General features: G+C 66.3%; 22 protein-coding genes. 13 read left to right on the top strand and 9 right to left on the bottom strand.

The features are described from left to right. Positions 1 to 38: 38 nt before the first annotated feature. Positions 39 to 2,117, bottom strand: a complete 2,079-nt coding sequence (locus CETAM_RS11545; RefSeq protein ID WP_156228980.1) for a PhoX family protein — start codon at positions 2,115 to 2,117, stop codon at positions 39 to 41. Between the two features lie 197 nt (positions 2,118 to 2,314). Between CETAM_RS11545 and CETAM_RS11540 the strand changes: the two genes are divergently transcribed. Next, positions 2,315 to 3,496: an NO-inducible flavohemoprotein gene (locus CETAM_RS11540; RefSeq protein ID WP_156228979.1), complete on the top strand. Its 1,182-nt coding sequence runs from the start codon at positions 2,315 to 2,317 to the stop codon at positions 3,494 to 3,496. Positions 3,497 to 3,508: 12 nt separating this feature from the next. On the opposite strand, the gene CETAM_RS11535 is transcribed toward CETAM_RS11540, so the two are convergent. From CETAM_RS11535 to CETAM_RS11525, 3 genes are read right to left on the bottom strand one after another with little or no spacing between them, the layout of a single operon-like run. Next, positions 3,509 to 4,015 (bottom strand): DUF456 domain-containing protein, encoded by a 507-nt coding sequence (locus tag CETAM_RS11535; protein ID WP_156228978.1) that lies wholly within the window; start codon positions 4,013 to 4,015, stop codon positions 3,509 to 3,511. A 46-nt stretch (positions 4,016 to 4,061) separates the two neighbouring features. Next, positions 4,062 to 4,259, bottom strand: coding sequence for an Arc family DNA-binding protein (locus tag CETAM_RS11530; RefSeq protein ID WP_156228977.1), 198 nt, complete (start codon positions 4,257 to 4,259; stop codon positions 4,062 to 4,064). Positions 4,260 to 4,263: 4 nt separating this feature from the next. Continuing rightward, on the bottom strand, positions 4,264 to 5,208 hold the full coding sequence (locus tag CETAM_RS11525; protein WP_156228976.1) for an SPFH domain-containing protein: 945 nt from the start codon (positions 5,206 to 5,208) through the stop codon (positions 4,264 to 4,266). A gap of 130 nt (positions 5,209 to 5,338) precedes the next feature. Here CETAM_RS11525 and lysS point away from each other — a divergent pair, with 130 nt between their 5' ends. The 3 genes from lysS (at position 5,339) to CETAM_RS11510 (ending at position 9,832) form a co-directional block, all read left to right on the top strand. Next, the gene (lysS, locus tag CETAM_RS11520) at positions 5,339 to 6,931 is read left to right on the top strand and encodes a lysine--tRNA ligase (protein WP_231587484.1); all 1,593 of its coding nucleotides are present in this window, start codon (positions 5,339 to 5,341) and stop codon (positions 6,929 to 6,931) included. Positions 6,932 to 7,202: 271 nt separating this feature from the next. Further along, a complete protein-coding gene (locus tag CETAM_RS11515; protein ID WP_156228974.1) occupies positions 7,203 to 8,168 on the top strand; it encodes a PDDEXK family nuclease in 966 nt (321 codons plus the stop codon). A gap of 236 nt (positions 8,169 to 8,404) precedes the next feature. Continuing rightward, on the top strand, positions 8,405 to 9,832 hold the full coding sequence (locus tag CETAM_RS11510; protein ID WP_269076379.1) for an MDR family MFS transporter: 1,428 nt from the start codon (positions 8,405 to 8,407) through the stop codon (positions 9,830 to 9,832). Positions 9,833 to 9,840: 8 nt separating this feature from the next. Here CETAM_RS11510 and CETAM_RS11505 read toward each other — a convergent pair whose 3' ends face one another. Then, a complete protein-coding gene (locus CETAM_RS11505; protein WP_156228973.1) occupies positions 9,841 to 11,268 on the bottom strand; it encodes a GuaB1 family IMP dehydrogenase-related protein in 1,428 nt (475 codons plus the stop codon). A 205-nt stretch (positions 11,269 to 11,473) separates the two neighbouring features. Here CETAM_RS11505 and CETAM_RS11500 point away from each other — a divergent pair, with 205 nt between their 5' ends. From CETAM_RS11500 to CETAM_RS11485, 4 genes are all read left to right on the top strand, one after another. Next, positions 11,474 to 14,197: an ATP-dependent Clp protease ATP-binding subunit gene (locus tag CETAM_RS11500; RefSeq protein ID WP_156228972.1), complete on the top strand. Its 2,724-nt coding sequence runs from the start codon at positions 11,474 to 11,476 to the stop codon at positions 14,195 to 14,197. A gap of 201 nt (positions 14,198 to 14,398) precedes the next feature. Continuing rightward, positions 14,399 to 15,622: a Na/Pi symporter gene (locus CETAM_RS11495; RefSeq protein WP_156228971.1), complete on the top strand. Its 1,224-nt coding sequence runs from the start codon at positions 14,399 to 14,401 to the stop codon at positions 15,620 to 15,622. A 3-nt stretch (positions 15,623 to 15,625) separates the two neighbouring features. After that, positions 15,626 to 16,600, top strand: a complete 975-nt coding sequence (locus CETAM_RS11490; protein WP_156228970.1) for a substrate-binding domain-containing protein — start codon at positions 15,626 to 15,628, stop codon at positions 16,598 to 16,600. 79 nt (positions 16,601 to 16,679) lie between these two features. Continuing rightward, a complete protein-coding gene (locus CETAM_RS11485; protein WP_156228969.1) occupies positions 16,680 to 16,850 on the top strand; it encodes a DUF4236 domain-containing protein in 171 nt (56 codons plus the stop codon). Here CETAM_RS11485 and CETAM_RS11480 read toward each other — a convergent pair. After that, positions 16,829 to 17,695, bottom strand: coding sequence for an HhH-GPD family protein (locus CETAM_RS11480; RefSeq protein WP_156228968.1), 867 nt, complete (start codon positions 17,693 to 17,695; stop codon positions 16,829 to 16,831). The genes CETAM_RS11485 and CETAM_RS11480 overlap by 22 nt on opposite strands. A 38-nt stretch (positions 17,696 to 17,733) precedes the next feature. On the opposite strand from CETAM_RS11480, the gene CETAM_RS11475 reads away from it, so the two are divergent. Beyond that, entirely contained in the window at positions 17,734 to 18,357 is a 624-nt protein-coding gene (locus CETAM_RS11475) for a carbonic anhydrase (protein ID WP_156228967.1), read from the top strand. Positions 18,358 to 18,419: 62 nt separating this feature from the next. Further along, entirely contained in the window at positions 18,420 to 19,109 is a 690-nt protein-coding gene (locus CETAM_RS11470) for a hypothetical protein (protein WP_156228966.1), read from the top strand. Here the strand turns inward: CETAM_RS11470 and disA are convergent, their stop codons facing one another. The 3 genes from disA to CETAM_RS11455 all read right to left on the bottom strand — a co-directional run bounded on the left by disA (position 19,110) and on the right by CETAM_RS11455 (position 22,289). Beyond that, positions 19,110 to 20,177, bottom strand: a complete 1,068-nt coding sequence (gene disA / locus CETAM_RS11465; protein WP_156228965.1) for a DNA integrity scanning diadenylate cyclase DisA — start codon at positions 20,175 to 20,177, stop codon at positions 19,110 to 19,112. A gap of 47 nt (positions 20,178 to 20,224) precedes the next feature. Continuing rightward, positions 20,225 to 21,637 (bottom strand): DNA repair protein RadA, encoded by a 1,413-nt coding sequence (gene radA / locus CETAM_RS11460; RefSeq protein ID WP_156228964.1) that lies wholly within the window; start codon positions 21,635 to 21,637, stop codon positions 20,225 to 20,227. 70 nt (positions 21,638 to 21,707) lie between these two features. Beyond that, positions 21,708 to 22,289, bottom strand: coding sequence for a hypothetical protein (locus tag CETAM_RS11455; protein WP_156228963.1), 582 nt, complete (start codon positions 22,287 to 22,289; stop codon positions 21,708 to 21,710). 189 nt (positions 22,290 to 22,478) lie between these two features. Here CETAM_RS11455 and CETAM_RS11450 point away from each other — a divergent pair, with 189 nt between their 5' ends. From CETAM_RS11450 to ispF, 3 genes are read left to right on the top strand one after another with little or no spacing between them, the layout of a single operon-like run. Further along, entirely contained in the window at positions 22,479 to 23,060 is a 582-nt protein-coding gene (locus tag CETAM_RS11450; protein WP_156228962.1) for a CarD family transcriptional regulator, read from the top strand. Between the two features lie 17 nt (positions 23,061 to 23,077). Then, positions 23,078 to 23,818, top strand: coding sequence for a 2-C-methyl-D-erythritol 4-phosphate cytidylyltransferase (gene ispD, locus CETAM_RS11445; RefSeq protein WP_231587482.1), 741 nt, complete (start codon positions 23,078 to 23,080; stop codon positions 23,816 to 23,818). Then, positions 23,811 to 24,299, top strand: a complete 489-nt coding sequence (gene ispF / locus CETAM_RS11440) for a 2-C-methyl-D-erythritol 2,4-cyclodiphosphate synthase (RefSeq protein ID WP_156228961.1) — start codon at positions 23,811 to 23,813, stop codon at positions 24,297 to 24,299. The genes ispD and ispF overlap by 8 nt, the downstream gene beginning before the upstream one ends. The last annotated feature ends 69 nt before the right edge of the window (positions 24,300 to 24,368 follow it).

Below are 24,368 nucleotides of genomic sequence, written 5' to 3'. Positions count from 1 at the left end.
CGGAAGTTCGGGAATGGTGTCAGGGCTTTCAGGTGTCGCTACTTGACGCCGATCTCGCCGCCGTTGGCCTTCCACACCACGACCGCAGCCGGGCGCGGGATGGAGTTGCCGCCGTCCGGCCAGTGGGAGGCGGGGTTCTCGATGGAGGCATCGTCGGTCTCGCCCGGGTGCTGGACGTTGACGAGGACGCGCTGCCTGTCGACGATCGGGCCACAGGTCTCAGCCGCGTTCGGGACAGTGAGGAAGCACTTGAGCTCGCCTCGGTTCGGGCCCTCGACGGTCAGGGCGTAGAGACCGTCGTTGGAGCCGAGGGCGTTGCCGTCGGTGGAGATCCACAGGTTGCCGTACTCGTCGAAAGCCAGGTTGTCCGGGCAGGAGATCGGGGAGACCTTGGACTTGTCGAAGCCGCCGAAGTATGTGTAAGCCTCCTCCGGATCACCACAGACCAGGATGAGGTTCCACGTGAAGCGCTCGCCGGCGTGGTCGTCGTCGATCTCCATGACGAGGCCGTTCTTGTTCTCCTTGACCGGCGCGTATTCGGTGACGCCTTCCAGGGACTTCTCGGCTGCGCCGCGGTACTTGTTGTTGGTCAGGGCCATGTAGACCTTGCCGGTGACCGGAGACGCCTCGACGTCCTCGGGGCGGTCCATCTTGGTGGCACCGACGACGTCGGCGGCCTCCCGGGTGAAGATGGCGACCTCCTCGGCGGAGAAGCCGGCGATGCGGGAGGTGGCGTTGCCGTCCTCGTCCACGGTCAGCAGCGGCGCCCAGTGGCCCGAGCCGTCGAAGGCGCCGTCGGCGGGGAGCTGCGCGGAGCCGTCGATCTCGGCGGTGGGGGAGTTGCCCTCCATCACAGCGACATACAGGGTGCCGTGATCCAGGATGGACATGTTGTGGTCGAGGTCGCCCTCGATCATCTTGCGGGAGGAGACGAACTTGTAGAGGTACTCGAAGCGGGCGTCATCGCCGGAGTAGCAGACCACGGTGCCGTCGTCGGTGATGTGGATGTTGCCGGCCTCGTGCTTGAAGCGGCCCAGGGCGGTGTGCTTGACGGGGGTGGAGTTGGGGTCGAAGGGGTTGAGCTCGACGATGTAACCGAAACGGTTGACCTCGTTCGGCTCCTTGGAGACGTCGAAGCGGTCGTCGAAAAGCTCCCACCTGCGGCCTGAGCCACCCTTCGGGATGCCCAGACGGTCCAGGGATTTGCGGGTGCGCTCGTCGGTGACGGAGGCGGAGTTGGCGAAGTACTGGTCGAAGTTCTCCTCGCCCGAGAGGACGGTGCCCCACGGGGTGACGCCGCCGGCGCAGTTGTTCAGGGTGCCCAGGACGATCTCGCCGGAGCTGTCCGCGGAGGTCTTGACGAAGTCGGAGCCGGCGGCCGGTCCGGTGAGGCGGAACTCGCTGGTGGCGGTGAGGCGGCGGTTGAGCGGGCCGAACTCGCGCCTGAGCTCGCCGGTGCGGCCGGACTTGGAGACCTCGAGGACGGTCATGCCGTGGTTTGCCCAGCCGATCTCCACCTGCTCCCGGGTCGGGTTGGCGGGGTCGTAGCCCGGATGCATGTGCGGTTCGGTGGTGTACTCGTGGGAGGCCACGTAGACCATGCGGTTGGGGTCGGTGGGGTGATCGAGGAGGCCGGCGAAGTCGTTGTTGAAGCCGAACTGCCCGGCAGCCGCCTCGGGGGTCTGTTTGTTGACGTCGAAGGCCGGGGCGCCCTCGATGACCGGGTCACCCCAGGCGATGAGGATGGACTGCTGGTAGCCGCCCGGAATGACGACCTGGTCCTTCTGATTCGGGGCGACCGGGGCGAACTGCATGCCCCTGGCGGAGTCGAGCAGGGGGTTGCCGGAGGATGAACCTGCGTTTGCGGAAGAGCCGAAGGGGGCAGCTGCTGCGGCGGGGGCGAGGGAGGCCATTGCGGCGCCGCCACCGACTGTGAGAACGGTGAGGCTGCCGGCCTTCAGCGCTGAGCGGCGGGACATCATGTCGCCGAAGTAGGGGTTGTCCGACTTGTTCTCACACTCGCCGAAGCAGGCGTTGCCGCACTTGTAGGTGCAGGTGACGGAGCTGCGGGAAGAGGTGAATTTGCTGCTGAAAAGATTGAGACCCTTCAGGGTCATGGTGTCCTCCGGAGTCTGAGAATTAACAATTGAGACTGATGGGACCTTAAGGAGGGCAGGTGTCCCCATGGTGATATCTAGAAGAAGAGTTGGTGAACGGGGGTAGGGGCGCCCCAAAAAGACCTATTTAACACAGGAATAACTGTGTAATATCGTGGCGAACCGTCACCGACCACCCCCCAAGGAGTGAGACCACTTTGTTCGTCACCACTGAGCCCACCTCCCGTGACCGCCATCTGAAGCCGGAGAACGAGGAGATCATCAAGGCCACCCTGCCCGCCGTCGGCGAGAACATCGGGACCATCGCCAAGACCTTCTACCGCACCATGTTCGGCAAGCACCCCGAGCTGCTGGCCAACACCTTCAACCGCGGCAACCAGAAGTCGGGCGAGCAGCAGAAGGCGCTGGCCGCCTCCGTCGCCACGTTCGCCTCCATGCTTGTCAACCCGGATGCCCCGGACCCGGTGGACCTGCTCAAGCGCATCGGCCACAAGCACGTGTCGCTCGGTATCACCGAGGACCAGTACCAGGTCGTCTACGAGAACCTCTTCGCCGCGATCGTGGAGGTGCTCGGCGCGGACGTCGTCACCGCCGAGGTGGCCGGGGCGTGGAGCGAGGTCTACTGGATCATGGCCGACGTGCTCATCACCTTCGAGAAGGAGCTCTACGCCTCCGACGGCGTCAGGCCGGGCGACGTCTTCCGCGAGGTCACGGTCGTGGAGAAGGACGCGATCTCCGACCACGTCACCGTCTACGTCCTCGAGGGCGAGCTGACCAAGCCCCTGCCGGGCCAGTACACCTCCATCGGCGTCGTACTCGAGGACGGCGCGCGCCAGCTCCGCCAGTACTCCATCATCGCGCAGCGGCCGGGCAGCTACACCATCGCCGTGGAGACCGAGGGCGAGGTCTCGACCCACCTCCGCGAGAAGGTCAACGTCGGCGACACCATCCAGGCAACCCTGGCCGCCGGTGACCTGGTCCTGGACAGCGGCGAGGGTCACGATCCCCTGGTCCTGGTCTCCTCCGGCATCGGCTCCACCCCGATGGTGGGCATGCTCAGCTACCTGGCACGCACCGGTTCCGAGCGCCCGACGCTGTACCTGCACGCCGACGACTCCGAGGCGCTCCACGCCCAGCGCGCACACACCACCACGCTCCTGGAGAAGCTGCCGAACGTGCAGGCCGAGGCCTGCTACCGCACCGAGGGAGTGCTTGTCGACGTCGCGAAGCACGACCTCAGCGGCGCGGACGTCTACCTCTGCGGCGGCAACGCCTTCCTCCAGGCCGTCCGCGACGACCTGGCGAAGCTGCCGGACGACAAGGCTCCGAAGTCCGTCCGCTTCGAGCTCTTCTCCCCGAACGACTGGCTGCTGGGCTAGGACGTCACGCCCTCATCCGAAGAAGTGGATGAGGGCTCCGACGACGAATGCGAACGCGGCCAGCGACGCGCAGGCGAACTCGAGCAGCATCCCCAGGCCCATGGCTTTCATGGCGGCCAGCGACGAGCGCCAGGCGGCGGCGAGATCGCGTCGGCGGGTGAACTCTGCGAGCAGCAGGCCGAGGGCGAAGCCCAGGAAGAGGCCGATCACCGGAATGATGAACATTCCCGCGATGCCCACCACGACACCGACCAGTACCGGACCGTTGGGGATGCGATGCGCGCGCATCTGGCGTCCCGTCAGGACGAGGGAGGCGCTCATCCCGATCAGGGCCAGGGCCACGCCGATGAGCCCTGCCGTCCATGACACGGTGGTGCCGATCAGCCATGCCCACGTGACCAGGACGATGATTGTCAGGATGGAACCGGGGAGGACGGGGATGACCGTGCCCAGGACGCCGACGACGAGCAGTGAGCCGGCGACGGCGGTGGCGATGACGTCGAAGGTGGAAGAGTCCATGGGGCCAGTGTCCCACCTGCCCCATGCCTCCGCTCGCGGCGCCCGACTAGCCTTCGACTTTCGGTGGCCTCCCGCGCCGGGGGAGCTCGCCGACATCGCGGGGCAGGCGGCCTGCCTTACGCAGGGAATCGCGCAGCATGACCTCAATCTGAGCGTTCACGCTGCGTGTTTCGTCGTCTGCCCAGCGTGCGATGGCCTCGTGGACGGCCGGATCGATGCGCAGGGCGAGATTCTTGCGTGCCATGGTTCTAGGTGTACAGGCTGCCGGTGTTGATCATCGGCTGGGGGTTTGAGTCGGAGCACAGTACGACCAGGAGATTGGACACCATGGCCGCGCGACGCTCGGGGTCAAGGTCCACGATCTGCTTGGCTTCGAGCTGGGCCAGGGCGGACTCGACCATGGTGACGGCGCCCTCGACGATGGTCTCGCGGGCGTCGACAATTGCGGCGGCCTGCTGTCGCTGGAGCATCGACTGGGCGATTTCCGGGGCGTAGGACAGGGCGGAGATGCGGGCCTCGATGATCTCCAGGCCGGCGACCTTGACCCGGGCGGCGACCTCGTCGGCAAGCTCCCGGGAGACCAGGTCCGTGGAGCCGGACAGTGAGGGCAGCTGGGCGGTGCCGCCGTCGTAGGGGTGGGAGGTGGCGACGTGGCGTAGGGCGGACTCGGACTGGGAGTGGATGAACTCCTCGACGTTCTCCACCGCGAAGGTGGCCTTGGCTGTGTCGGCGACCTGCCAGACGATGATCGCGCCGATGATCACGGGATTGCCGTTGAGATCGTTGACCTTGATCTCGTTGGTCTCGAAGTTGCGCACCCGCACGCTGACCTTGGTGGAGTAGGCGAGCGGCGGGATCAGGGACAGGCCCGTGCGGCGGTTGGTGCCCAGGTAGCGGCCGAAGAACTGGACCACGTGGGTGTGGCCGGGGGAGATGACCCGGATCATCGGGGCGAGGATGACGGAGATGAGGACGGCCACGACGCCGAGTGCGATTCCGGCGGCCCGGTCACGCTCCACTCCCCAGATGAACAGGCCGATGCCGCCCGGGAAGAGGATGAGGAGGGTGAGGATGAGGGCGCCTGCAGCGCCCGCACCAGCGGTCCAGCCCGGTTTCTCTGTGATGGTCACCTTCGCGCCATCATGTCCGACGGGACGGTCGGCTACTTCTGCGGCAGGGTGTGGTGTTGACATGGGGTGGAGTCCTTCCGGGGTGGGAGAGTATCTGATATCAGATTAATCTAAGTGATATCAGATTTCTACCCGAATGGACGTGGTGGCCCGTTTCCGCAGCAGGGGGACCCGTGGACTATCCTTGGTGACCGTGAGCGAGCAGAAGAATTCCCAGGCAAATAAGGCCGAAACCGGCAACGATCTTCCCGAGCAGCTGCGCATCCGCCGCGAGAAGCGTGCCCGCCTGCTCGACTCCGGCGTCGAGCCCTACCCCGTCACCGTCGACCGCACCATCTCCCTGAGTGAGCTGCGTGAGAAATTCGTCGTCGTCGCCGAGGGGGAGGAGCCGGAGCGGGCCGAGGGCGTCACCTACCTCGCCGCCGGCGATGAGACTGAGGTCGAGGTTGCCGTCGTCGGCCGCCTGATCTTCATGCGCAACACCGGCAAGCTCTGCTTCGCCACCCTGCAGGCCGGCGACGGCACCCAGCTGCAGGCCATGCTGTCCCTGGCCGAGGTCGGACAGGAGTCCCTCGACTCCTGGAAGGCCGACGTCGACCTCGGAGACTTCGTGTCCGTCCGCGGCAAGGTCATTGCTTCTCGACGCGGCGAGCTCTCCGTCATGGCCACCACCTGGCAGATGGCGGCCAAGGCCCTGCGCCCGCTGCCCGTCGCCTTCGCCGACCTGAGCGAGGACACCCGCGTCCGTCATCGTTACACCGACCTGATCATGCGTGAGCAGGCCCGCAATGCCGCGCTGACCCGCATCAAGGTCATGCGCGCACTGCGCAACCACCTCGAGTCCGAGGGCTTCTACGAGATCGAGACCCCGATGCTCCAGACCCTCCACGGTGGCGCTGCCGCACGACCCTTCATCACCCACTCCAACGCCTTTGATCTTGACCTCTACCTGCGCATCGCGCCGGAGCTCTTCCTCAAGCGCGCCGTCGTGGGCGGCCTGGAGCGTGTCTTCGAGGTCAACCGCAACTTCCGCAACGAGGGCAGCGACTCCACCCACAGCCCCGAGTTCGCCATGCTGGAGACCTACCAGGCCTGGGGTGACTACACCGACGGCGCCGACATGATCCGCGGCCTCGTGCAGGCCATCGCTCTCGAGGTCTTCGGCTCCACCACCGTGACCTGGGCAGACGGCACCGAGTTCGACCTCGGCGGCGAGTGGCCCGTCATCGAGATGTACCCCTCGCTCAACGAGGAACTGCAGAAGAGGTTCCCCGGCCAGCCCGAGGTCACCGTCGACTCCACCGTCGCCGAGCTCAAGGCGATCGCCGACGTCGTCGGCCTCGGAGTCCCCAGCGACGGCGGCTGGGGCCACGGCAAGCTCGTCGAGGAGATCTGGGAGCTGCTCTGCGAGGACCGGTTGCAGGGCCCGATCTTCGTCAAGGACTTCCCCGTCGAGACCTCCCCGCTCACCCGCCAGCACCGTTCCAAGCCGGGTCTGACCGAGAAGTGGGACCTCTACGTCCGCGGCTTCGAACTGGCCACCGGCTACTCCGAGCTCGTCGACCCGGTCATCCAGCGCGAACGCTTCGCCGACCAGGCCCGCCTCGCCGCCGGGGGCGACGAGGAGGCCATGATCCTCGACGAGGAATTCCTCGCCGCCATGGAACAGGGCATGCCCCCGACCGCCGGTTGCGGCATGGGCGTCGATCGCCTGCTCATGGCGCTGACCGGCCTGGGTATCCGCGAAACCGTCCTCTTCCCGCTGGTCAAGCCGGAACAGAAGTAATTCAGGCGGAGTCGGGATCCGGCCAGGTCCCGGCGTCACCCTCACCGTGCGTCAAACCTGACATCACGCCACCAGCCATCACTGTGATGTCCGGGTTTATTGGCGCGAAGTCGTCGTAGCGAAGTCGGCGTGTCTCCCCGGACCACGCTTCACCTGACCCTGCAACCCGGCCGAGGCCGAACTGTGGACAATCCCCGGTTATCCACAGTCACAGGCATTCCATGTCGGATGACCGTTGCTCGGCAGGAGGGCATCGTCGATAGTGGGACGCATGGAGAACTGGGGGGAAATCTACGGGTTGATCAATCTCACGAGACTGAAGATTTCAGACCGAGACGTCCTGGAGCAGCTGACGGACGGGACTCTGCGCCGGTTGACGGCGGAGGTCGTGGTCAACAGGGGTGTCTACGACAGGCTGCCACCCTGGGAACGTGCGACGGCGAGGGCGTTCGCGGTGGGGATGACCATGGACAAGGCGGTGATCGGGGGACAGGCCGCTGCGCGACTGTGGGGACTCCAGACACTGGGCGTCGAAAGTACGGTGCCGTGTTACCTCCCGGACGGAGGCACCCCGAAGTCGCCGAAACTATGGCCTGACGGGGTCACCTACCGCTACGGGCACCTGCCGACCAGGGACGTCCGGGAATGTCACGGCATCCGCGTTACCGGCCTGATCAGCACTTTCCTTGATATCGCGTGCCATGAGAATCTGCATGCGACGGTTGTCGCCATCGACTCAGCTCGTGCGCGATGGAGCAGAATCACCCGGGGTTCGCTGCTTAAGGAAATTGTCGCACTGCGCCGCCGACGCGGAATCGGGGTGCTCCGGGAGGCGGTTGAGCTTTCCGTTCAGAATTCAGGCAGCGCACAGGAGACCCGGGCACGGCTGATCCTCGAGGAGGCTGATCTACCCGGAGTGGAAACCGTTGAAATACAGGTGAGGTTTGACCGCGAGGAGGGAAAGCGCTTCTACGTCGTTGACTTCCTCATCAACGGTTGGATCGTGGTGGAGGTTGATGGACTCGTGAAGTACCGGTCTCACAGCCCCGAAGATCTCCGGGCCACGATCAGGGCCGAGCGGGACCGCGAGAAATTCTTCACCAACCGCGGTTACAGGGTCCTCCGTATTGCCCCGAGCCACCTGAACGCCGTCGACGGCGAGGAATGTGATTTCCTCCGCCTCCTGCGTCTCACGCTTCTCGAGGAACCTCCGGCCCATCTCCGCCGTTCTGCGTAGCCGCACCCACACCTTCGGAAGTGGTGGCACACTTCACCTGCCCCTCCGGGACATCCATCTGGATGGTCTCCGCCCGTATCCCCGCCGATGAGCCTCCACGGTCACGGAGGTGCCGGCATGGTCCCGGTCGCCGTCATCTTCGTGTAATTCGGCCCCGGGTTCAGGCCAGATGGCGTCGTCCTACCCGGAGCGCTACAGTGAACATCTTTGTTCAGGGCCCTCCGGAAGGTTTCAGCTTGAGTTCCACGAAAAACACCGCACCCGGTCTGTCGGCCGAGGTGAAGGTCATTCTCACCGTGCTGGTCGGTTCGGCGCTGGTGATGTTCCTCAACGAGACGATCCTGTCGGTGGCGCTGCCGTCGATCATGGCGGACTTCGACATTCCGGCAACCACCGCCCAGTGGCTCACCACCGGCTTCATGCTGACCATGGCGGTGGTCATTCCCATGACCGGCTGGGTGTTGCAGAGATTCTCCACCAAGCAGGTCTTTCTCGCGGCGGTGACCAGCTTCCTGGTGGGCACGCTCGTCGCAGCCGCCGCACCGACCTTCGGGATTCTGCTGGCCGGCCGCATCGTCCAGGCGGTCGGCACGGCCCTGATCATGCCGCTGCTCATGACGGTGGCGCTCACTGTCGTTCCCGCGAACCGGCGGGGTTCGATCATGGGCATCATCTCGATCGTCATGTCGGTCGCCCCGGCGCTCGGTCCGACGGTCTCCGGCTTCATCCTCAACCGTTTCACGTGGCACTGGCTGTTCTGGCTGGTGGTCCCGCTCATCGTCATTGCGCTGCTCCTGGGCGGGTTCTTCATCCGCAACATCGGTGACACCAACCGCGCGCCCTTCGACCCGCCGTCCGTGGTGCTCGCGGCGTTGGCGTTCGGCGGTCTGGTCTACGCGCTGAGCACGCTGGGTACGAACCTGCAGATGGCGCTCGTGGTGGCGGTCATCGGCGTCCTGGCGCTCGTCGCCTTCGTGTGGCGTCAGCTCAGGCTCGAGATCCCGCTTCTCGATCTACGCCCGTTCACCATCCGTAACTACACGGTTTCCGTCGTCGTCGCGCTGCTGGTGATGGGCACCCTCCTCGGCGTGATCATGGTCCTGCCGATCTATCTGCAGACCGGCCTCGGGATCTCCGCTCTGGTCACGGGCCTGATGCTCATGCCAGGTGGTCTGGCTTCCGGACTGCTGGCTCCTTTCATCGGTCGGCTCTACGACTCCGTCGGCCCCCGCCCCCTGCTCATTCCGGGCGCCCTGCTGCTCACCGGCGGGGTCTGGGCGATGACCCGCCTGGGCATCCACTCCACCGTCGCTGAGGTCGTCACCATGCACATCGTCTTCTCCCTGGGGCTGGCACTGATGATGACCCCGCTGATGACCACCGCGCTGGGTTCCCTGCCCTCCCGCCTGTACGGTCACGGCTCCGCGATCCTCAACACCCTGCAGCAGCTGGCGGGGGCGACGGGCACCGCGGTGCTCATCGCGGCGCTGTCCTTCGGGACCCAGGCGTCCCGCGACCGGGGCGTCGGCCTGTCGCAGGCCACCGCCGACGGTGCGCACACCGCCTTCGTGGTGGCCGGCGTCATGGCGATCCTCGTCCTGGTGGCCAGCCCCTTCGTCACCAAGGTGGCGGAGGAGCAGCAGGAGGAGGGGCAGGCCGCCTGAAGCTGACGCTAGCCCCGCGGCTTGCCCTCCACGAAGCCGGCGTCCGACTGCACGCCGACGACCGCGCGGTCCCGGAATGACACCAGATCAGCCGCTCCCGCATAGGTGAACGCGGAACGCACACCGGACGTGATGCGGTCCACCAGGTGCTCGACGCCACCGTCGCGCGGGTCGAGGTAGATCCGCGCCGTGGAGATACCCTCCTCGAACATCGCCCGACGTGCCAGCTCGAAGGCCGCGACGCCGGTGTTGCGGCGTTCGACGGCGCGTCGGGACGCCATGCCGAAGGACTCCTTGTACATTCTTTCGTCACTGTCGATGTGCAGGTCCCCGGGGGATTCGAAGGTGCCGGCGAACCAGGATCCGATCATCACGTTCGACGCGCCGGCCGCCAGCGCCAGGGCGACGTCGCGCGGATCGCGCACGCCGCCGTCGGCCCACACATGGGCGCCGAGCTCCCGGGCAGCCGCGGCGCATTCCAGAACGGCCGAGAACTGCGGTCGGCCCACGCCGGTCTGCATGCGGGTGGTGCACATCGCGCCCGGCCCGACGCCGATCTTGACGATGTCCGCCCCCGCCGCCACCAGATCACGCACGCCCTCCGCGGTCACCACGTTTCCGGCCACCACCGGCACCTCCACTCCGAACGCGCGGACCCGCCGGAGGGCGTCCAGCATGGACTGCTGATGGCCGTGCGCGGTGTCGACGACGAGGATGTCGGCACCGGCGTCGATGAGCTTCTCGACGTCCGCCTCAATGTCTGAGTTGATGCCGATCGCCGCGCCGACCCGCAACCGGCCCGACCCGTCGACGGCGGGCCGGTAGACGGAGGAACGTAGCGCGGCGGAGCGGGTGAACAGTCCGACGAGGCGATTCTCGGAATCCACCACCGGTGCGAGCTTGCGGCTGGCGGCCACCAGCGCATCGAAGCCGTCCCGGGGGGAGATGCCGTCGGGCAGGGTCATCAGCGAGGTGGCCATCAGCGTGTGGACCTGGGTGAAGTTGTCCGAGTCGAAGAGATCTTTGGCGGTGATCAGACCGATGGGGCGCTCGCCGTCAACGACCACGGCCGCTCCGTGGGCACGCTTGTGGAGCAGGTTCCGGGCGTAGCCGACAGTGTGGTGCGGTTTGACGATGATCGGCGTCTCGTAGACCAGATGTGCCCCCTTGACCCGCGCGATCGTCTCCGCGGCGATGTCGGCGGGCACATCCTGCGGGAGGATCGCCATGCCACCGCGCCGGGCGATCGTCTCCGACATCCGCCGTCCGGACACCGCCGTCATGTTGGCGACGACGAGGGGGATCGTGGTCCCGGAGCCGTCGTCGGTGGACAGGTCCACCGAGAAGCGGGAACGCACCTCCGAGTGTGACGGCACCATGAACACGTCGGAGTAGGTCAGCTCATGGGGCGGGGCGGTGTCGTTGAGGAAGCGCATGTGGCCGACGTTACAAGTTCGGCGGCTAAGCGTCGCGGCTTCCCGTCGATCGAGGAATATTGACGATGTTCGCTAAAGGCGTACATGCCCGTGACCTGCGCATACAGCGCAGCATTGGCGCGGGACATGGAAGAGTGCAAATAGTTTGCTACTCCCGCGCGTTAGAGTGGATGACAAGTTAGGCACAAAAGACAGGGGTAACGACATGTTTGAACGGTTCACCGATCGTGCACGCCGCGTCATCGTGCTGGCGCAGGAGGAAGCGCGGCTGCTCAACCACAATTACATCGGCACCGAGCACATCCTGCTCGGCCTCATCCACGAGGGCGAGGGTGTGGCGGCGAAGGCTCTGGAGTCCATGGGCATTTCGCTGGACGCCGTGCGCCAGGAGGTTGAGGAGATCATCGGTCACGGCACCCAGCCGCATACCGGCCACATCCCCTTCACTCCGCGCGCCAAGAAGGTCCTGGAGCTCTCGCTCCGCGAGGGGCTTCAGATGGGGCACAAGTACATCGGCACTGAGTTCCTGCTGCTCGGACTCATCCGTGAGGGTGAGGGCGTGGCCGCCCAGGTGCTGGTGAAGCTGGGCGCTGACCTGCCGCGCGTGCGTCAGCAGGTCATCCAGCTGCTCTCCGGCTACGAGGGCGGCCAGGGCGCGAACCCGGAGGCCACCCCGGAGGCCGGTGCAGGTCCGGTCGGTGCCGGTACCGGTGCGGCCCGTGGTGGCCAGCCCGGACAGGGCGGTCCCGGTGACCGTTCCAGCTCGCTGGTTCTCGACCAGTTCGGCCGTAACCTCACCCAGGCGGCCAGGGAAGGCAAGCTCGACCCGGTCGTCGGCCGTGACAAGGAGATCGAGCGCATCATGCAGGTGCTCTCGCGTCGTACCAAGAACAACCCGGTTCTCATCGGTGAGCCCGGCGTCGGCAAGACCGCGGTCGTCGAGGGCCTGGCCCTGGACATCGTCAACGGCAAGGTGCCGGAAACCCTCAAGGACAAGCAGGTCTACTCCCTCGATCTGGGTTCCCTGGTGGCCGGTTCCCGCTACCGCGGTGACTTCGAGGAGCGCCTGAAGAAGGTGCTCAAGGAGATCAACCAGCGCGGTGACATCATCCTGTTCATCGACGAGATCCACACCCTGGTGGGTGCGGGTGCCGCCGAGGGCGCCATCGACGCCGCCTCGCTGCTGAAGCCGAAGCTGGCCCGCGGTGAGCTGCAGACCATCGGTGCGACCACGCTGGACGAGTACCGCAAGCACATCGAGAAGGACGCCGCCCTGGAGCGTCGTTTCCAGCCGGTCCAGGTGCCGGAGCCCTCCGTCGAGCTGACCATCGAGATCCTCAAGGGTCTGCGTGACCGGTACGAGGCTCACCACCGTGTCTCCATCACCGACGGTGCACTGGTCGCTGCGGCGAACCTCTCGGACCGCTACATCAACGACCGTTTCCTGCCGGACAAGGCTGTCGACCTCATCGATGAGGCTGGCGCCCGCATGCGCATCAAGCGCATGACCGCCCCTGAGGGCCTGCGTGAGATTGATGATCGTATCGCCGACGTCCGCCGCGAGAAGGAGGCGGCGATCGATGCACAGGACTTCGAGAAGGCCGCCGGCCTGCGCGACAAGGAGCGCAGGCTGGGGGAGGAGCGCGCTGAGAAGGAGAAGCAGTGGCGCTCGGGTGATCTCGAGGAGATCGCGGAGGTCGGCGAGGAGCAGATCGCCGAGGTCCTGGGTGCCTGGACCGGCATCCCGGTGTTCAAGCTGACCGAGGAGGAGTCCTCGCGACTGCTGCGCATGGAGGATGAGCTGCACAAGCGGATCATCGGCCAGGACGAGGCAGTCAAGGCGGTCTCGCGTGCGATCCGTCGTACCCGTGCCGGTCTCAAGGACCCGAAGCGTCCCTCCGGTTCCTTCATCTTCGCCGGCCCGTCCGGCGTGGGTAAGACGGAGCTGTCGAAGGCTCTCGCGGCCTTCCTCTTCGGCGATGAGGACTCCCTCATCCAGATCGACATGGGCGAGTTCCATGACCGCTTCACCGCGTCCCGTCTCTTCGGCGCTCCCCCCGGTTACGTCGGCTACGAGGAGGGCGGCCAGCTCACCGAGAAGGTCCGCCGCAAGCCGTTCTCCGTCGTGCTCTTCGATGAGATCGAGAAGGCGCACAAGGAGATCTACAACACCCTCCTGCAGGTCCTCGAGGACGGCCGTCTCACCGACGGTCAGGGCCGTGTCGTGGACTTCAAGAACACGGTGATCATCTTCACCTCGAACCTGGGTACCCAGGACATCTCGAAGGCCGTGGGCATGGGCTTCACCGGCAGCAACGAGACCGATTCGGTCGCGCAGTACGACCGGATGAAGAACAAGGTCAACGACGAGCTGAAGAAGCACTTCCGACCGGAGTTCCTCAACCGTATCGACGAGATCGTGGTCTTCCACCAGCTGACCAGGGAGCAGATCGTCCAGATGGTCGAACTGCTCATCGACCGGGTGGCGAAGGCCCTGGCCGCGAAGGACATGGGTATCGAACTTACGGACAAGGCCAAGGCCCTCCTGGCCCAGCGTGGTTTCGACCCCGTGCTCGGTGCCCGTCCGCTGCGTCGCACCATCCAGCGTGACATCGAGGACACGATGTCCGAGAAGATCCTCTTCGGCGAGCTCGGTGCCGGCGAGATCGTCACGGTCGACGTCGACGGCTGGGACGGAGAGTCGAAGGACACCGACGGTGCCTCCTTCACCTTCACCCCGCGCCCGAAGCCACTGCCGGAGGGAACCTTCTCGGAGATCTCCCCGGAAGCTGCCGAAGCCGTGCGTGACGTCGAGGCGGACATCATCACCTCGGACGTCCCGGACATTCCGGAGATCACCGATGACCTGTCCACCGCCGGCCCCGATGAGGGTCCGGCCGGTGCGGGTAGCGCTCAGCCCCAGCCGTAGCGGTATCTGAGGCGCCCGCGTCCAGCCCTCCCCATCCCGGTACTGACCGGAATGGGGAGGGCGGACGCGTTTCTGCGTGTTAGAATTTTCCCAGGTTTCGATGTGCTCTGTTCCAAGGAAATGCCAGCTTCCAGGTGGGTTCGACGTTGAGCGGGCGTCCGCGACTCTGATGCTGGAGTGTCGCACGGCACCGATTCGGAAATGCAGGTGCAGACCCATGACCACTTCCTCGACCGCCGTGCCCCGGCCGTGAAAGGCGGGAGCTATCCGCTCGGCTTCCTCCGGCTGAGCGGCACCCCGAAGACAGTGATCGACTGGGCGGTCGTCATTGTGGCGGTCGGGGTGCTCATCACAGCAGTCGGTGCCATCGGTTCAGGTTTCCGCACTGCCGCCGGTGATCGTGCGGAGCAGTTGTTCCAGTTCGCGGAGAACCCCTTCATCGGACTGATGATCGGTGTTCTGGCGACGGTGCTCACCCAGTCCTCCACGACCACCACGTCGATCACCGTGGGGCTGGTCGCGGGGGGTCTGCCGATCCACATCGCCATCCCCATCCTCTTCGGAGCGAACGTGGGCACCACGTTGACGGCCCAGCTGGTCGCTCTGGCGATGGCCAAGGACAAGGAGATGTTCCGCCGCGGTTACGCCGCAGCCAGCGTGCATGACATGTACAACATGCTCTCTGTGCTGATCTTCTTTCCCCTCGAACTGGCGTTCTCTCCGCTCCAACGGCTCTCCGGCCGGGTGTCCGGGAACGTCTCGGGGGAGGAATCCGGTCCCGTGGGTCGGGTCTTTGAGGGCGTGGGCACCGGCGTGGGCTACCTGACCAAGCCGGGTGTGCTCCTGCTGGAGTGGGCGGTCTCGCCCCTGGACAAGGTGACCGGCGGCGTCACTCTTGTGGTGGTGGGTGTCCTGCTGATCCTCGCGGTGATCACCCTGATCAGCAGGATGCTCAAGGAGCTGCTGGTGGGCAGGGCGCAGAGGGTCTTCGACTATGCGATCGGCCGCGGCGCACTGACGGGCGTTCTCTCCGGGGCTTTCGTCACCATGCTGGTCCAGTCCTCGACCACCACGACCTCGTTGGCGGTGCCGTTCGCGGCCACGGGCAAGTTCAGTCTGCAGCAGATCTTCCACTTTGTCGTCGGCGCCAACATCGGTACCACCGTGACCGCTCTGATCGCCGCCTTCGGGTTCAGCGGCATCGAGGGACAGGCGGCGCTTCAGGCGGCGCTGGTCCACCTGCTCTACAACCTGATGGCTGCAACCCTGATCCTGCTCACCCCGGGGCTCCGGAAGCTCCCACCGAGGGCTGCTTCATTCCTCGCCAGACTCGGCACAGAGAATACGCTGTACATTGTGGGCTGGATTCTCCTGGTGTTCCTGATCATCCCCGGCACGCTCATCCTTTTTACGGTGGTGCTCTGAGCAATGAAGAACATGTTCGCCCTGTCCTGCGCAATCGTCCTCGTCGGTGTCTCGCTGTCCGCCTGCGCCACGGCAACCGACGAGCCGCCGATCCTCATCTCCGGTTCGGCCTCCGTTGAACCGATCACCGAGACTATGGCACACCAGGCCGGGGCCCGCGTGGAGATCACGGCGGAAGGCACCACCGACGGCTTCGACCGGTTCTGCCGGGGAGAGACCGACATCAACAATGCCTCGATCCCCATCCCCGGCCGGGCCGCCACCGTGGATTACCAGCGGATGTGCCAGGACAACGGGGTCGACTACATTGAGCTGCCCGTAGCGCTGGGTGCCGTGACCCTTGTGGTCAACGATGGCCTGGATGTCGTCGATGATCTCTCGCTGGCCCAGCTCGAGGACCTGTGGTCGGCGGACAGCACGGTGAGACGATGGTCCGATCTCAACCCCGCCTGGCCGGATGAGGAGATCGGACTCTACGGTCGGCCGGAGGGTTCGGGGACGTTGGAGTTCTTCAGGGACCGGCTCCTCGGTGAGGAGGGTCGGATCCGGAGGGACTACCAGGCAACCGACGAGATTGATCAGCTCAGCGCGTGGATCGCAGAGGATCCCAACGGGATCGGTTTCATGGAGGTGGGCAACTATCTGGCCACTGACGGCGAGATCCGACGCGAACTGAAGAACCTCGCCGTCGAGAGGGTGGCCCCCACCAGGGAGAACACGCAGGACGGTCGGTATCCGCTGTCCCGTCCGCTGTTCGTCTACGTGGCCACGGACTCGCTCCGTGAGGCCAGGGTCAACGACTTCATGAATCACTATGTCACCCACGTCGAGGCAGTGGTTCCCCTGGCGTACCACTACCCGCTGCCGCACGACGCCTACAGGCTCGTCCGCGCCCGATTGAGTGCGAGGACAACCGGGTCCATCTTTGACGGGGACCCCGCCGAGACGGATGTTCTGGAGAAGTTGGGCGGGGAGTGAATCCGGCAGGCAGGGTCAGAAGACCCCTATACTCAGGAACACGTTTCCAGCACCGTGACCGAGAAGGAGATCAGACACCGTGGGAATCACCTATCGCAAGCGCAAGAAGCTGGGCAGGAACAGCTGGCTGAACCTCTCGGGTTCCGGGGCGTCGGCCTCCACCCGCATCGGCCCGGTGACCATCAACAGCCGCGGCGGCATCTGGCTGGACCTGCCCGGTGGCCTGAACTACCGCGGCAGGTGGAAGTAGCCCCGGTCGTCCTGCTCCGCCAGTCCGTCCTCCAGCAGCGAGTACAGGGCGCGTGAGCGCTGCGTACCGTCCGGCCATACGACGTCGATGGCTGCCTGTGGCACCGCCACGTCACTGCCGCGCAGGACGTCCATGATCAGCCCGCGCACCTGTCGATCGGTGCCGATGAACTTCTGCACCTTCTTCTTCGCCAGCTCATCCGCCCCCGGCGGCGGGCTGCCGGCCGCCACCCAGGCGCATCCCGCACGCAGCGGGCACTCGGTGCACGCAGGCGAGGTGGCCGTGCAGACCAGCGCGCCGAGCTCCATCAGCGCCGCGGAGAATCGTGGGCCGCGGCCGTCCTTCGGGAGGAGTTCGGCCACCGCCACCAGTTCGCTTTTCGACGCCGCCCCCGACAGGTAGCGCCCCTCCACCGCCCGCCGGTGCACCCGACGCACATTCGTGTCCACCACCGGCACATTCTTCCCGTAGGCGAAGCACGCCACCGCCCGTGCGGTGTAGTCGCCGATTCCCGGCAGGGCCAGGAGCGTGTCGACGTCGTCGGGGACGCGGCCGTCATGAAGCGACACGATCTGCCGCGCGCATTCCAGCAGCCGCAGCGCGCGGCGCGGATAGCCCAGCTTGCCCCACGCACGCAGCACCTCATCTGGTGCGGCCTGCGCGAACGTCGCCGGGTCGGGCCACCTGGCCATCCACTCGCGCCATACCGTCTCCACGCGGGCCACCGGGGTCTGCTGGCTCATGACCTCGCTGAGCAGGACGCCCCACGCGCTGGTTCCCGATTCGCGCCACGCGAGGGGGCGTTCATGGAGGTCGAACCAGGTCAACAGAGGAGAGACGAACATGTTGGTTGAGTGTAGGCCGCCGTGCGACAATCGTGGTCATGCCCCTGAAAGATGTCGCCAAGGAACCCCAGGCAGTCTGGGATGCTCTGCAGGCCGGAAACCAACGCTTCGTTCTCCAGCAGCAGGAACGCCCGAACCAGGACATCGTCCGTCGCGCCGAGCTGCGTGACGGGCAGTATCCCCGTGCCGCGGTCCTCTCGTGTTCGGATTCGCGTGTCCCCGTCGAGATGATCTTCGACGTCGGCCTGGGTGACCTCTTCGTCGTCCGCACCGCCGGTGAAATCCTCGACCCCAGTGTCCTCGGCTCCCTCGAGTACGCCATCAAGTCCCTCGGCGTGGAACTGATCGTGGTCATGGGTCATGAATCCTGCGGCGCGGTCGCCGCCACCGCGGAGGCCCTGTCCGGGGGGACGATCCCCAACGGGCTGGAGCGGATCCTCATCGAGAAGGTCGCCCCCTCCATCCTCGAGGCCCGCGCCCGGGGGATGAACAGCAGCGATGATTTCGAACGCCAGCACATCATCGAGACGGTCGTGCAGATCAAGCACCGTCTCGCCCCGCTGCGCTCCGGCATCGCGGAGGGCAGCTGCGGCATCGTCGGCCTGCGCTACAAGCTCTCGGACGGCTCCGTCGAGCACGTCATCTCCGACGGCGTCGAGTAGCAGGACACGCGGGGAGCCCAGGTTCACCCCCGTCCCAGAGCACGGGAATTAGAGTGGTGGATGTGACCAACAGCAGCTCCCGCCGACTTCCCGAAGAGATCTACGTCCGCCGCCGCGTCGCCGCGGCCGTGGCGATCCTCGTGCTCGTAGGACTGCTGGTCTGGGGGCTGGTGGCCTCCGCCGGCGGAGGCGACGATGAGGGGGCCGCGACTCCCACCCCGACGAGCACCGCGACTGCCGCAGCCATGAGCTCGACGACTGCGACGACATCGGAGGCGGACACCACCTCGGAGACCGAGGCTCCGGAGACGAAGACCACCGAGGCGTCGGAGAGCGAAGAGCCCCGGGCAGCGGGCCGGGACGCCTGTGAACTCTCGGACCTGCGGGTCGTGGCGTCCTCCGACCGCCCCTCCTACAGCCCCGGCGTCCAGCCCACGTTCTACATGACCGTTACCAACCCCACCGAGGCCGACTGTGAGATCAACCTCGATGAGGACCAGCTGCGTTTCGAGGTCTACAACCTGGAGTCCAACGCACGCGTCTGGGCGGACACCGACTGCTTCCCCTCGATCCTGACCGGTGAGGAAACTTTCGATGCCGGTGATGAACGCCGTTTCCAGGCCGTCTGGTCGCGCCTCGGCTCTCAGCCGGGCCAGTGCTCCAACCGCCAGGACGTGGGCACCGGCGCCTTCTTCCTCCATGCGGTCATCGGTGACAACCCCTCCGACGCGCACACCTTCAATCTGGGTTGATCAGGTCAGCCGGGTCAGCCCCTCATGGACGTGGCGGGCCCACAGGTTGCCCACGTTATCGATCTCGGCCAGCTCCTCCTCCGAGGCGGCCAGCAACGCCTTCACATCACCGAGCGCCGTGATGATCTTGTGCTTGAGGAACATCTGCACCCGCGGCACCCGGCTGAGCACGCGGTAGCCACGCGGGACGATCCACTGCGTCAGCGACTCCTCCGTCGCCGGCAGCCCCAGGATCCGGGCGACGTTGGTGGGCTTGAGCAGATCGGCGTCGGCGAGCGCATCGAGCGCCAGGGTCGCCTCCTTGACGTCCTCGTCGGACGGCGGCCCCTCGGCCACCAGATAGTCGCGGATGAGCAGGTCGATCTGGCGGTCGTTGTCGCCCCGCAGCTCCGTCAGCTGGAGGTTGAGCTGGCGGCCGTCGGTGCCCAGCTCGAGGACGTTCTGGTCGAGTTCGATGCCGACGCGTTTGACCAGCAGCTCCCGCTGCATCACGGCCACCACATCGGCGACCGTGGCGTAATTGTTGATCTCCGAGACGAACAGTCGCTGATTCGCGTGATCCAGACGCGAGCGGTAGCGCTCCAGGGTGCCGATCGCCTGGTTCGCCCGCGTGAGAATCGTCGCCGGGCTGTCCAGCACATACCGCTGGCCCTCGACGTAGAGGGTGATCACGTTCATCGACTGGCTCACCGCGATGACCGGACGCCCCGACTGCAGTGCCGTGCGCTCGGCGGAGCGGTGGCGGGTCCCGCTTTCCGACGTCGAGAAGCTCGGCGACGGCACCACCTGCACATTGGCCCGCCTGATCCGCGAACCGTCATCGCACAGGATCACCGCTCCGTCCATCTTGCACAGTTCCCGCAGCCGGGTCGGGGCGAAGGGCACATCGAACTCGATGCCGCCGTCACACAGGTCGGTGACCTCGGGACCGTCGCCGATGACGATGAGCGCTCCCGTGCGTCCCCGCACAATCCTGTCGAGACTGTCCCGCAGCTCCGTGCCGGGAGCCAGATGCTGGAGGGTTTCCCGCAGGGTGGCGGGCGTAGGGGAGCCGGTGGCAGAAGTCATGAGGAATGATTCTACTGCCGTGACTGGTGTGGTCGCGGTGGGCCACGCTACCCGCGTCGGGGCGACACCAGGCCGATGGCCTCGAGGAGCGTGCCCGCCTGCGCAATCCGCAGGCCCGGGATATTCAGGGTTTCACCCTCGGGGACGACGGCGTATTCATAACCCAGCCGGGCGGCCTCCGCCAGGCGACGGCCGAGGTTGGGAACGCGGCGCAGTTCCCCGGCCAGTCCCACCTCCCCGATGACGATGGTCTTCTCCGGGAGGGGCTGCTCGTGGAGCGAGGACCAGGTGGCCAGCGCGACCGCGAGGTCGGTGGCGGTCTCCGTGATGCGCACGCCGCCGACGGTGGCCACGTAGGCGTCCTTCTCGTTGGTGCGCTCGCCGGCGCGGGCCTGGAGGACGGCGAGCACCATGGGCACCCGGTTGGTGTCCAGGCCCGTAACCACCCGTCGGGGGTTCTTGGCCACCGGGTCGACGGTCAGGGCCTGGACCTCTGCGAGCAGGGGGCGTACGCCGTCCATCGCAACGGTCACGGCGGAGCCGTCGGGGGTACGCCCGCGGTGGGAGAGGAACAGCCCGGAAGGGTCAGGGACCTCCCGGATCCCCTCGGCTGTCTGCTCGAAGCAACCGACCTCATCGGTGGCGCCGAACCGGTTCTTGATGCCGCGGAGCATTCGCAGGGAGGACTGGCGGTCACCCTCGAAGTTGAGCACCACGTCCACCAGGTGCTCGAGGACACGGGGACCGGCGACGTTGCCGTCCTTGGTCACGTGGCCGACCAGCAGAATGGGGATCCCCGAGGTCTTTGCCAGGGTGGTCAGGGCAGCGGTGACAGCGCGTGACTGGGCCACGCCACCGGCGACCCCCTCGACGCCCGGTGCGTGCATCGTCTGGACGGAGTCCACGATCAGCAGCGAGGGCTTGAGCTGTTCCACGTGCCCGAACACCACGTCCAGGTTGGATTCGGCCGCCAGGTACAGGGTGTCCTTCAGTGCGTCGGTGCGTTCGGCGCGGACGCGGACCTGGCCGACGGACTCCTCCGCAGTGACGTACAGCGCCTTGCGCGTTCCCGTCCCGTCGGCCGCGGGCTGGGACGCCCATCGGCTCGCGACCTCCAGGAGCAGCGTGGACTTGCCCACGCCGGGCTCACCTGCCATGAGGACGATGGATCCGGGGACCACGCCGGAACCGAGGACGCGGTCGAGCTCACCGATGCCGGAGGGCATCGAGGTGGCGGCCGTGCCGCTGATCCGGGTGATCGGAGTGGCGGGAGAGGCGGGGGTCAGTCCCTGCGGCACTGCGCCGGACACTGCTGCGGAGGCGGCGGCGCCGCCCTTCGGTGCCACGGCGGATTCGACCAGCGTTCCCCAGGAGCCGCATTCGGGGCAGCGGCCGAGCCATTTGGCGGAGGAGTACCCGCATTCGGAGCAGGTGTGGACGGATCGGGGTTTGCGCGCCATGGACACCACCTTAGAACGCGAAACGCCCGCGCTCCCTGTGCGGGGCGCGGGCGTCGACGGGCGGGGGCGACTAGTTGGCGCTGTGCTCGTCCGCGGCGCCCGGCTCGCGGTCGAAGGTGCCGGCGGGCAGCTGCGGAGCGGCGATGGTGGCGGCGACGTTGATCTCACCCGAGTCGAAGGTGAAGGTGACCGGGACACTGCCGCCGTAGGCGAAGTCCTGGTTCGGCAGGGAGGTTTCGGCATAGTCGATGCAGCCCGAGCTCTGGGACTCCGGGGTCGACTCAAGCCCTGCGGCGGAGTCTGCGACGAGGGCGCAGCCGCGGGCGAGGGTGGTGGAGTCGATGTCGACCGGGGTTCCGTCCACCTCGACGGACTCGAGGGTGTGCTCGGTCATCGACGTGTCCTGGTTGACGGCGGTGAACTTCAGGGCGGCCTCGCCCTGGTCGTCCAGCACGACGGTGACGTCGCGGACAGCCACGGTGCCGTCCTCGGTGTTGCCCTCCGCGCCGTTCACTGCGGCGACCTGCGAGGCGGTCTGGGTTACCTGGCCTGCCGAGCAGGACGCCAGTGCCAGCGCAGACAGAGCGGCGGCGGAGATGATGCCGCCGCGACGGGCGGCCGACTTCAGGGACTTCACAGGGGTGTCCTCCATCAGGTCAAGTTCACAATGCGTTTCAGCAGCTTACCTTAGTCTCTCGCTCCCCACGGCACACAGTTCCCGATGAACTGGTTGCCGGAAGAGGGGGGATCGGGGGTGGAGGTGTGTCATCCATAAGTGCTGGTGAGTGGCGTGGTAGAATCCGATGTCTAGTGTGCCGTTTATCGCACCAGAGGAGTGGGAATGGATTTTAAGGTCGGAGACGTCGTTGTCTACCCGCACCACGGCGCTGCCGTGATCGCTGACATAGAGAAGCGTGTGATGGGAGGGGAGGAGCTTGAGTATCTGGTTCTGCAGATCAATCAGTCTGACCTGATCGTTCGTGTTCCGACCAAGAACGCTGAGATCGTCGGCGTCCGTGACGTCGTCGGCGAGGAGGGCCTGCAGAAGGTCTTCGGCGTGCTGCGTGAGACGGACGTGGAGGAGGCCGGCAACTGGTCCCGCCGGTACAAGGCGAACCAGGAGCGTCTGGCCTCGGGTGACGTGAACAAGGTCGCGGAGGTCGTGCGCGACCTGTGGCGCCGCGATCAGGACCGCGGCCTCTCCGCGGGCGAGAAGCGGATGATGGGCAAGGCCCGGCAGATCCTCGTCGGCGAGCTGGCGCTGGCGGACACCGTCGACGAGAAGAAGGCGGACGAGTTCCAGGTCAAGGTCGAGGCGTACATTGAGATCGACCTCGAGGATGCCCCGGAGCTTCTGGAGGACGGCGATATCGACGTCGACCTGGATGATCTCACCTTCGACGACGAAGATGAAGACCAGTAGTCGGTAGGCGACCTACCGTGAGGGTGATCGCGCTCGTCGCCGCAGCCGGACGGGGGACCCGGTTGGGGTCGTCCGTACCGAAGGCGTTTGTGCGCCTGCGCGGTCGTTCGTTGGTGGAGAGGTCGATTGCCGCGATGATCAATTCCGCGGTGGTTGACGAGATCGTGGTGCTGGTCAGCCCCGACATGGAGTCCTACGCCGAGGAGATGCTCGGTCAGACCGGGCTTCTCGACGCCGCCGTCACCGGCGTCCCCGTCTATCTCACCCATGGTGGTGGGGAACGCGCCGACAGCGTGTGGGCGGGTCTGCGGAGCATCACCGATGAAGATGCGGTGGTGCTCATCCATGACGCCGCACGGGCGCTGACTCCGCCCGGCATGATCGCCCGCGTGGCCCGCCGCGTGCTCGAGGGGGCGCCCGCGGTGGTTCCGGTGCTGCCGGTGGCGGACACCATCAAGCAGGTCGACGGTGACGTGGTGGCGGGTACGCCCGACCGGGCCTCCCTGCGTGCGGTGCAGACCCCGCAGGGTTTCCGCCTGGGTGAACTGCGCGCCGCCAACGAGGCCTACTTCGCTGCCACGGATCCCGGTTTCGTCGCCACCGATGATGCGTCACTGATGGAGTGGTGCGGTGTCCCCGTGGTGACAGTCCAGGGTGATCCGATGGCATTCAAGGTGACCACCCCCATCGACATGATGTTGGCCCGCACCATCACGGACGAGGCCGAGCCCACGATTTTCGAGGTAGCCAGTGAGTGACATGATCATCCCGCGCGTCGGCGTCGCCACAGACGCCCACCAGATCGAGAAGGGTAAGCCGTGCTGGATCGCGGGCCTGCTCTTCGAGGACGCCGACGGCTGTGAGGGGCATTCCGACGGCGACGTTGTCGCCCATGCGATTGTCGATGCTCTCCTCTCCGCCGCCCAGCTCGGCGACCTCGGGGCGCTGGTCGGGGTGGGTCAGAAGAAGTACGACGGTGTCTCCGGCGCCCAGCTGCTCCGCGAGGCGAGGGAGGCGATCGAGGCCGAGGGTTTCGTCATCGGTAACGCCGCCGCCCAGCTGGTGGGGCAGACCCCGAAGATGGGTCCGCGCCGGGTGGAGGCCGAGCGGGTGCTCTCGGGGATCCTCGGCGCCCCGGTGTCCGTGGCCGCCACCACCACCGACCACATGGGCTTCACGGGTCGGGAAGAAGGGCGGGCGGCCGTGGCAAGCGCTGTGGTCTGGCGTTCCGGGCGTTAGACTGATTGAGCTGCTGGTGCGGTGCGGACGGATATCTGCGTCGTATGATCCAGCCCCATCAGTCATGTC

It is taken from the genome of Corynebacterium comes, from assembly GCF_009734405.1.
GTDB classification, from domain to species: domain Bacteria; phylum Actinomycetota; class Actinomycetes; order Mycobacteriales; family Mycobacteriaceae; genus Corynebacterium; species Corynebacterium comes.
Note: the sequence above shows the minus strand (reverse complement) of the source record. Positions and strands in the feature narration are given on the sequence as shown.

Excerpts from the sequence above, each read along its gene's own strand:
- CETAM_RS11545 (WP_156228980.1), bottom strand. The coding sequence starts at position 2,117 with ATGACCCTGAAGGGTCTCAATCTTTTCAGCAGCAAATTCACCTCTTCC.
- CETAM_RS11535 (WP_156228978.1), bottom strand. The coding sequence starts at position 4,015 with ATGGACTCTTCCACCTTCGACGTCATCGCCACCGCCGTCGCCGGCTCA.
- CETAM_RS11530 (WP_156228977.1), bottom strand. The coding sequence starts at position 4,259 with ATGGCACGCAAGAATCTCGCCCTGCGCATCGATCCGGCCGTCCACGAG.
- CETAM_RS11525 (WP_156228976.1), bottom strand. The coding sequence starts at position 5,208 with ATGTCAACACCACACCCTGCCGCAGAAGTAGCCGACCGTCCCGTCGGA.
- CETAM_RS11515 (WP_156228974.1), top strand. The coding sequence starts at position 7,203 with ATGGAGAACTGGGGGGAAATCTACGGGTTGATCAATCTCACGAGACTG.
- CETAM_RS11505 (WP_156228973.1), bottom strand. The coding sequence starts at position 11,268 with ATGCGCTTCCTCAACGACACCGCCCCGCCCCATGAGCTGACCTACTCC.
- CETAM_RS11500 (WP_156228972.1), top strand. The coding sequence starts at position 11,474 with ATGTTTGAACGGTTCACCGATCGTGCACGCCGCGTCATCGTGCTGGCG.
- CETAM_RS11495 (WP_156228971.1), top strand. The coding sequence starts at position 14,399 with ATGCAGGTGCAGACCCATGACCACTTCCTCGACCGCCGTGCCCCGGCC.
- CETAM_RS11490 (WP_156228970.1), top strand. The coding sequence starts at position 15,626 with ATGAAGAACATGTTCGCCCTGTCCTGCGCAATCGTCCTCGTCGGTGTC.
- CETAM_RS11480 (WP_156228968.1), bottom strand. The coding sequence starts at position 17,695 with ATGTTCGTCTCTCCTCTGTTGACCTGGTTCGACCTCCATGAACGCCCC.
- CETAM_RS11475 (WP_156228967.1), top strand. The coding sequence starts at position 17,734 with ATGCCCCTGAAAGATGTCGCCAAGGAACCCCAGGCAGTCTGGGATGCT.
- disA (WP_156228965.1), bottom strand. The coding sequence starts at position 20,177 with ATGACTTCTGCCACCGGCTCCCCTACGCCCGCCACCCTGCGGGAAACC.
- radA (WP_156228964.1), bottom strand. The coding sequence starts at position 21,637 with ATGGCGCGCAAACCCCGATCCGTCCACACCTGCTCCGAATGCGGGTAC.
- CETAM_RS11455 (WP_156228963.1), bottom strand. The coding sequence starts at position 22,289 with ATGGAGGACACCCCTGTGAAGTCCCTGAAGTCGGCCGCCCGTCGCGGC.
- CETAM_RS11450 (WP_156228962.1), top strand. The coding sequence starts at position 22,479 with ATGGATTTTAAGGTCGGAGACGTCGTTGTCTACCCGCACCACGGCGCT.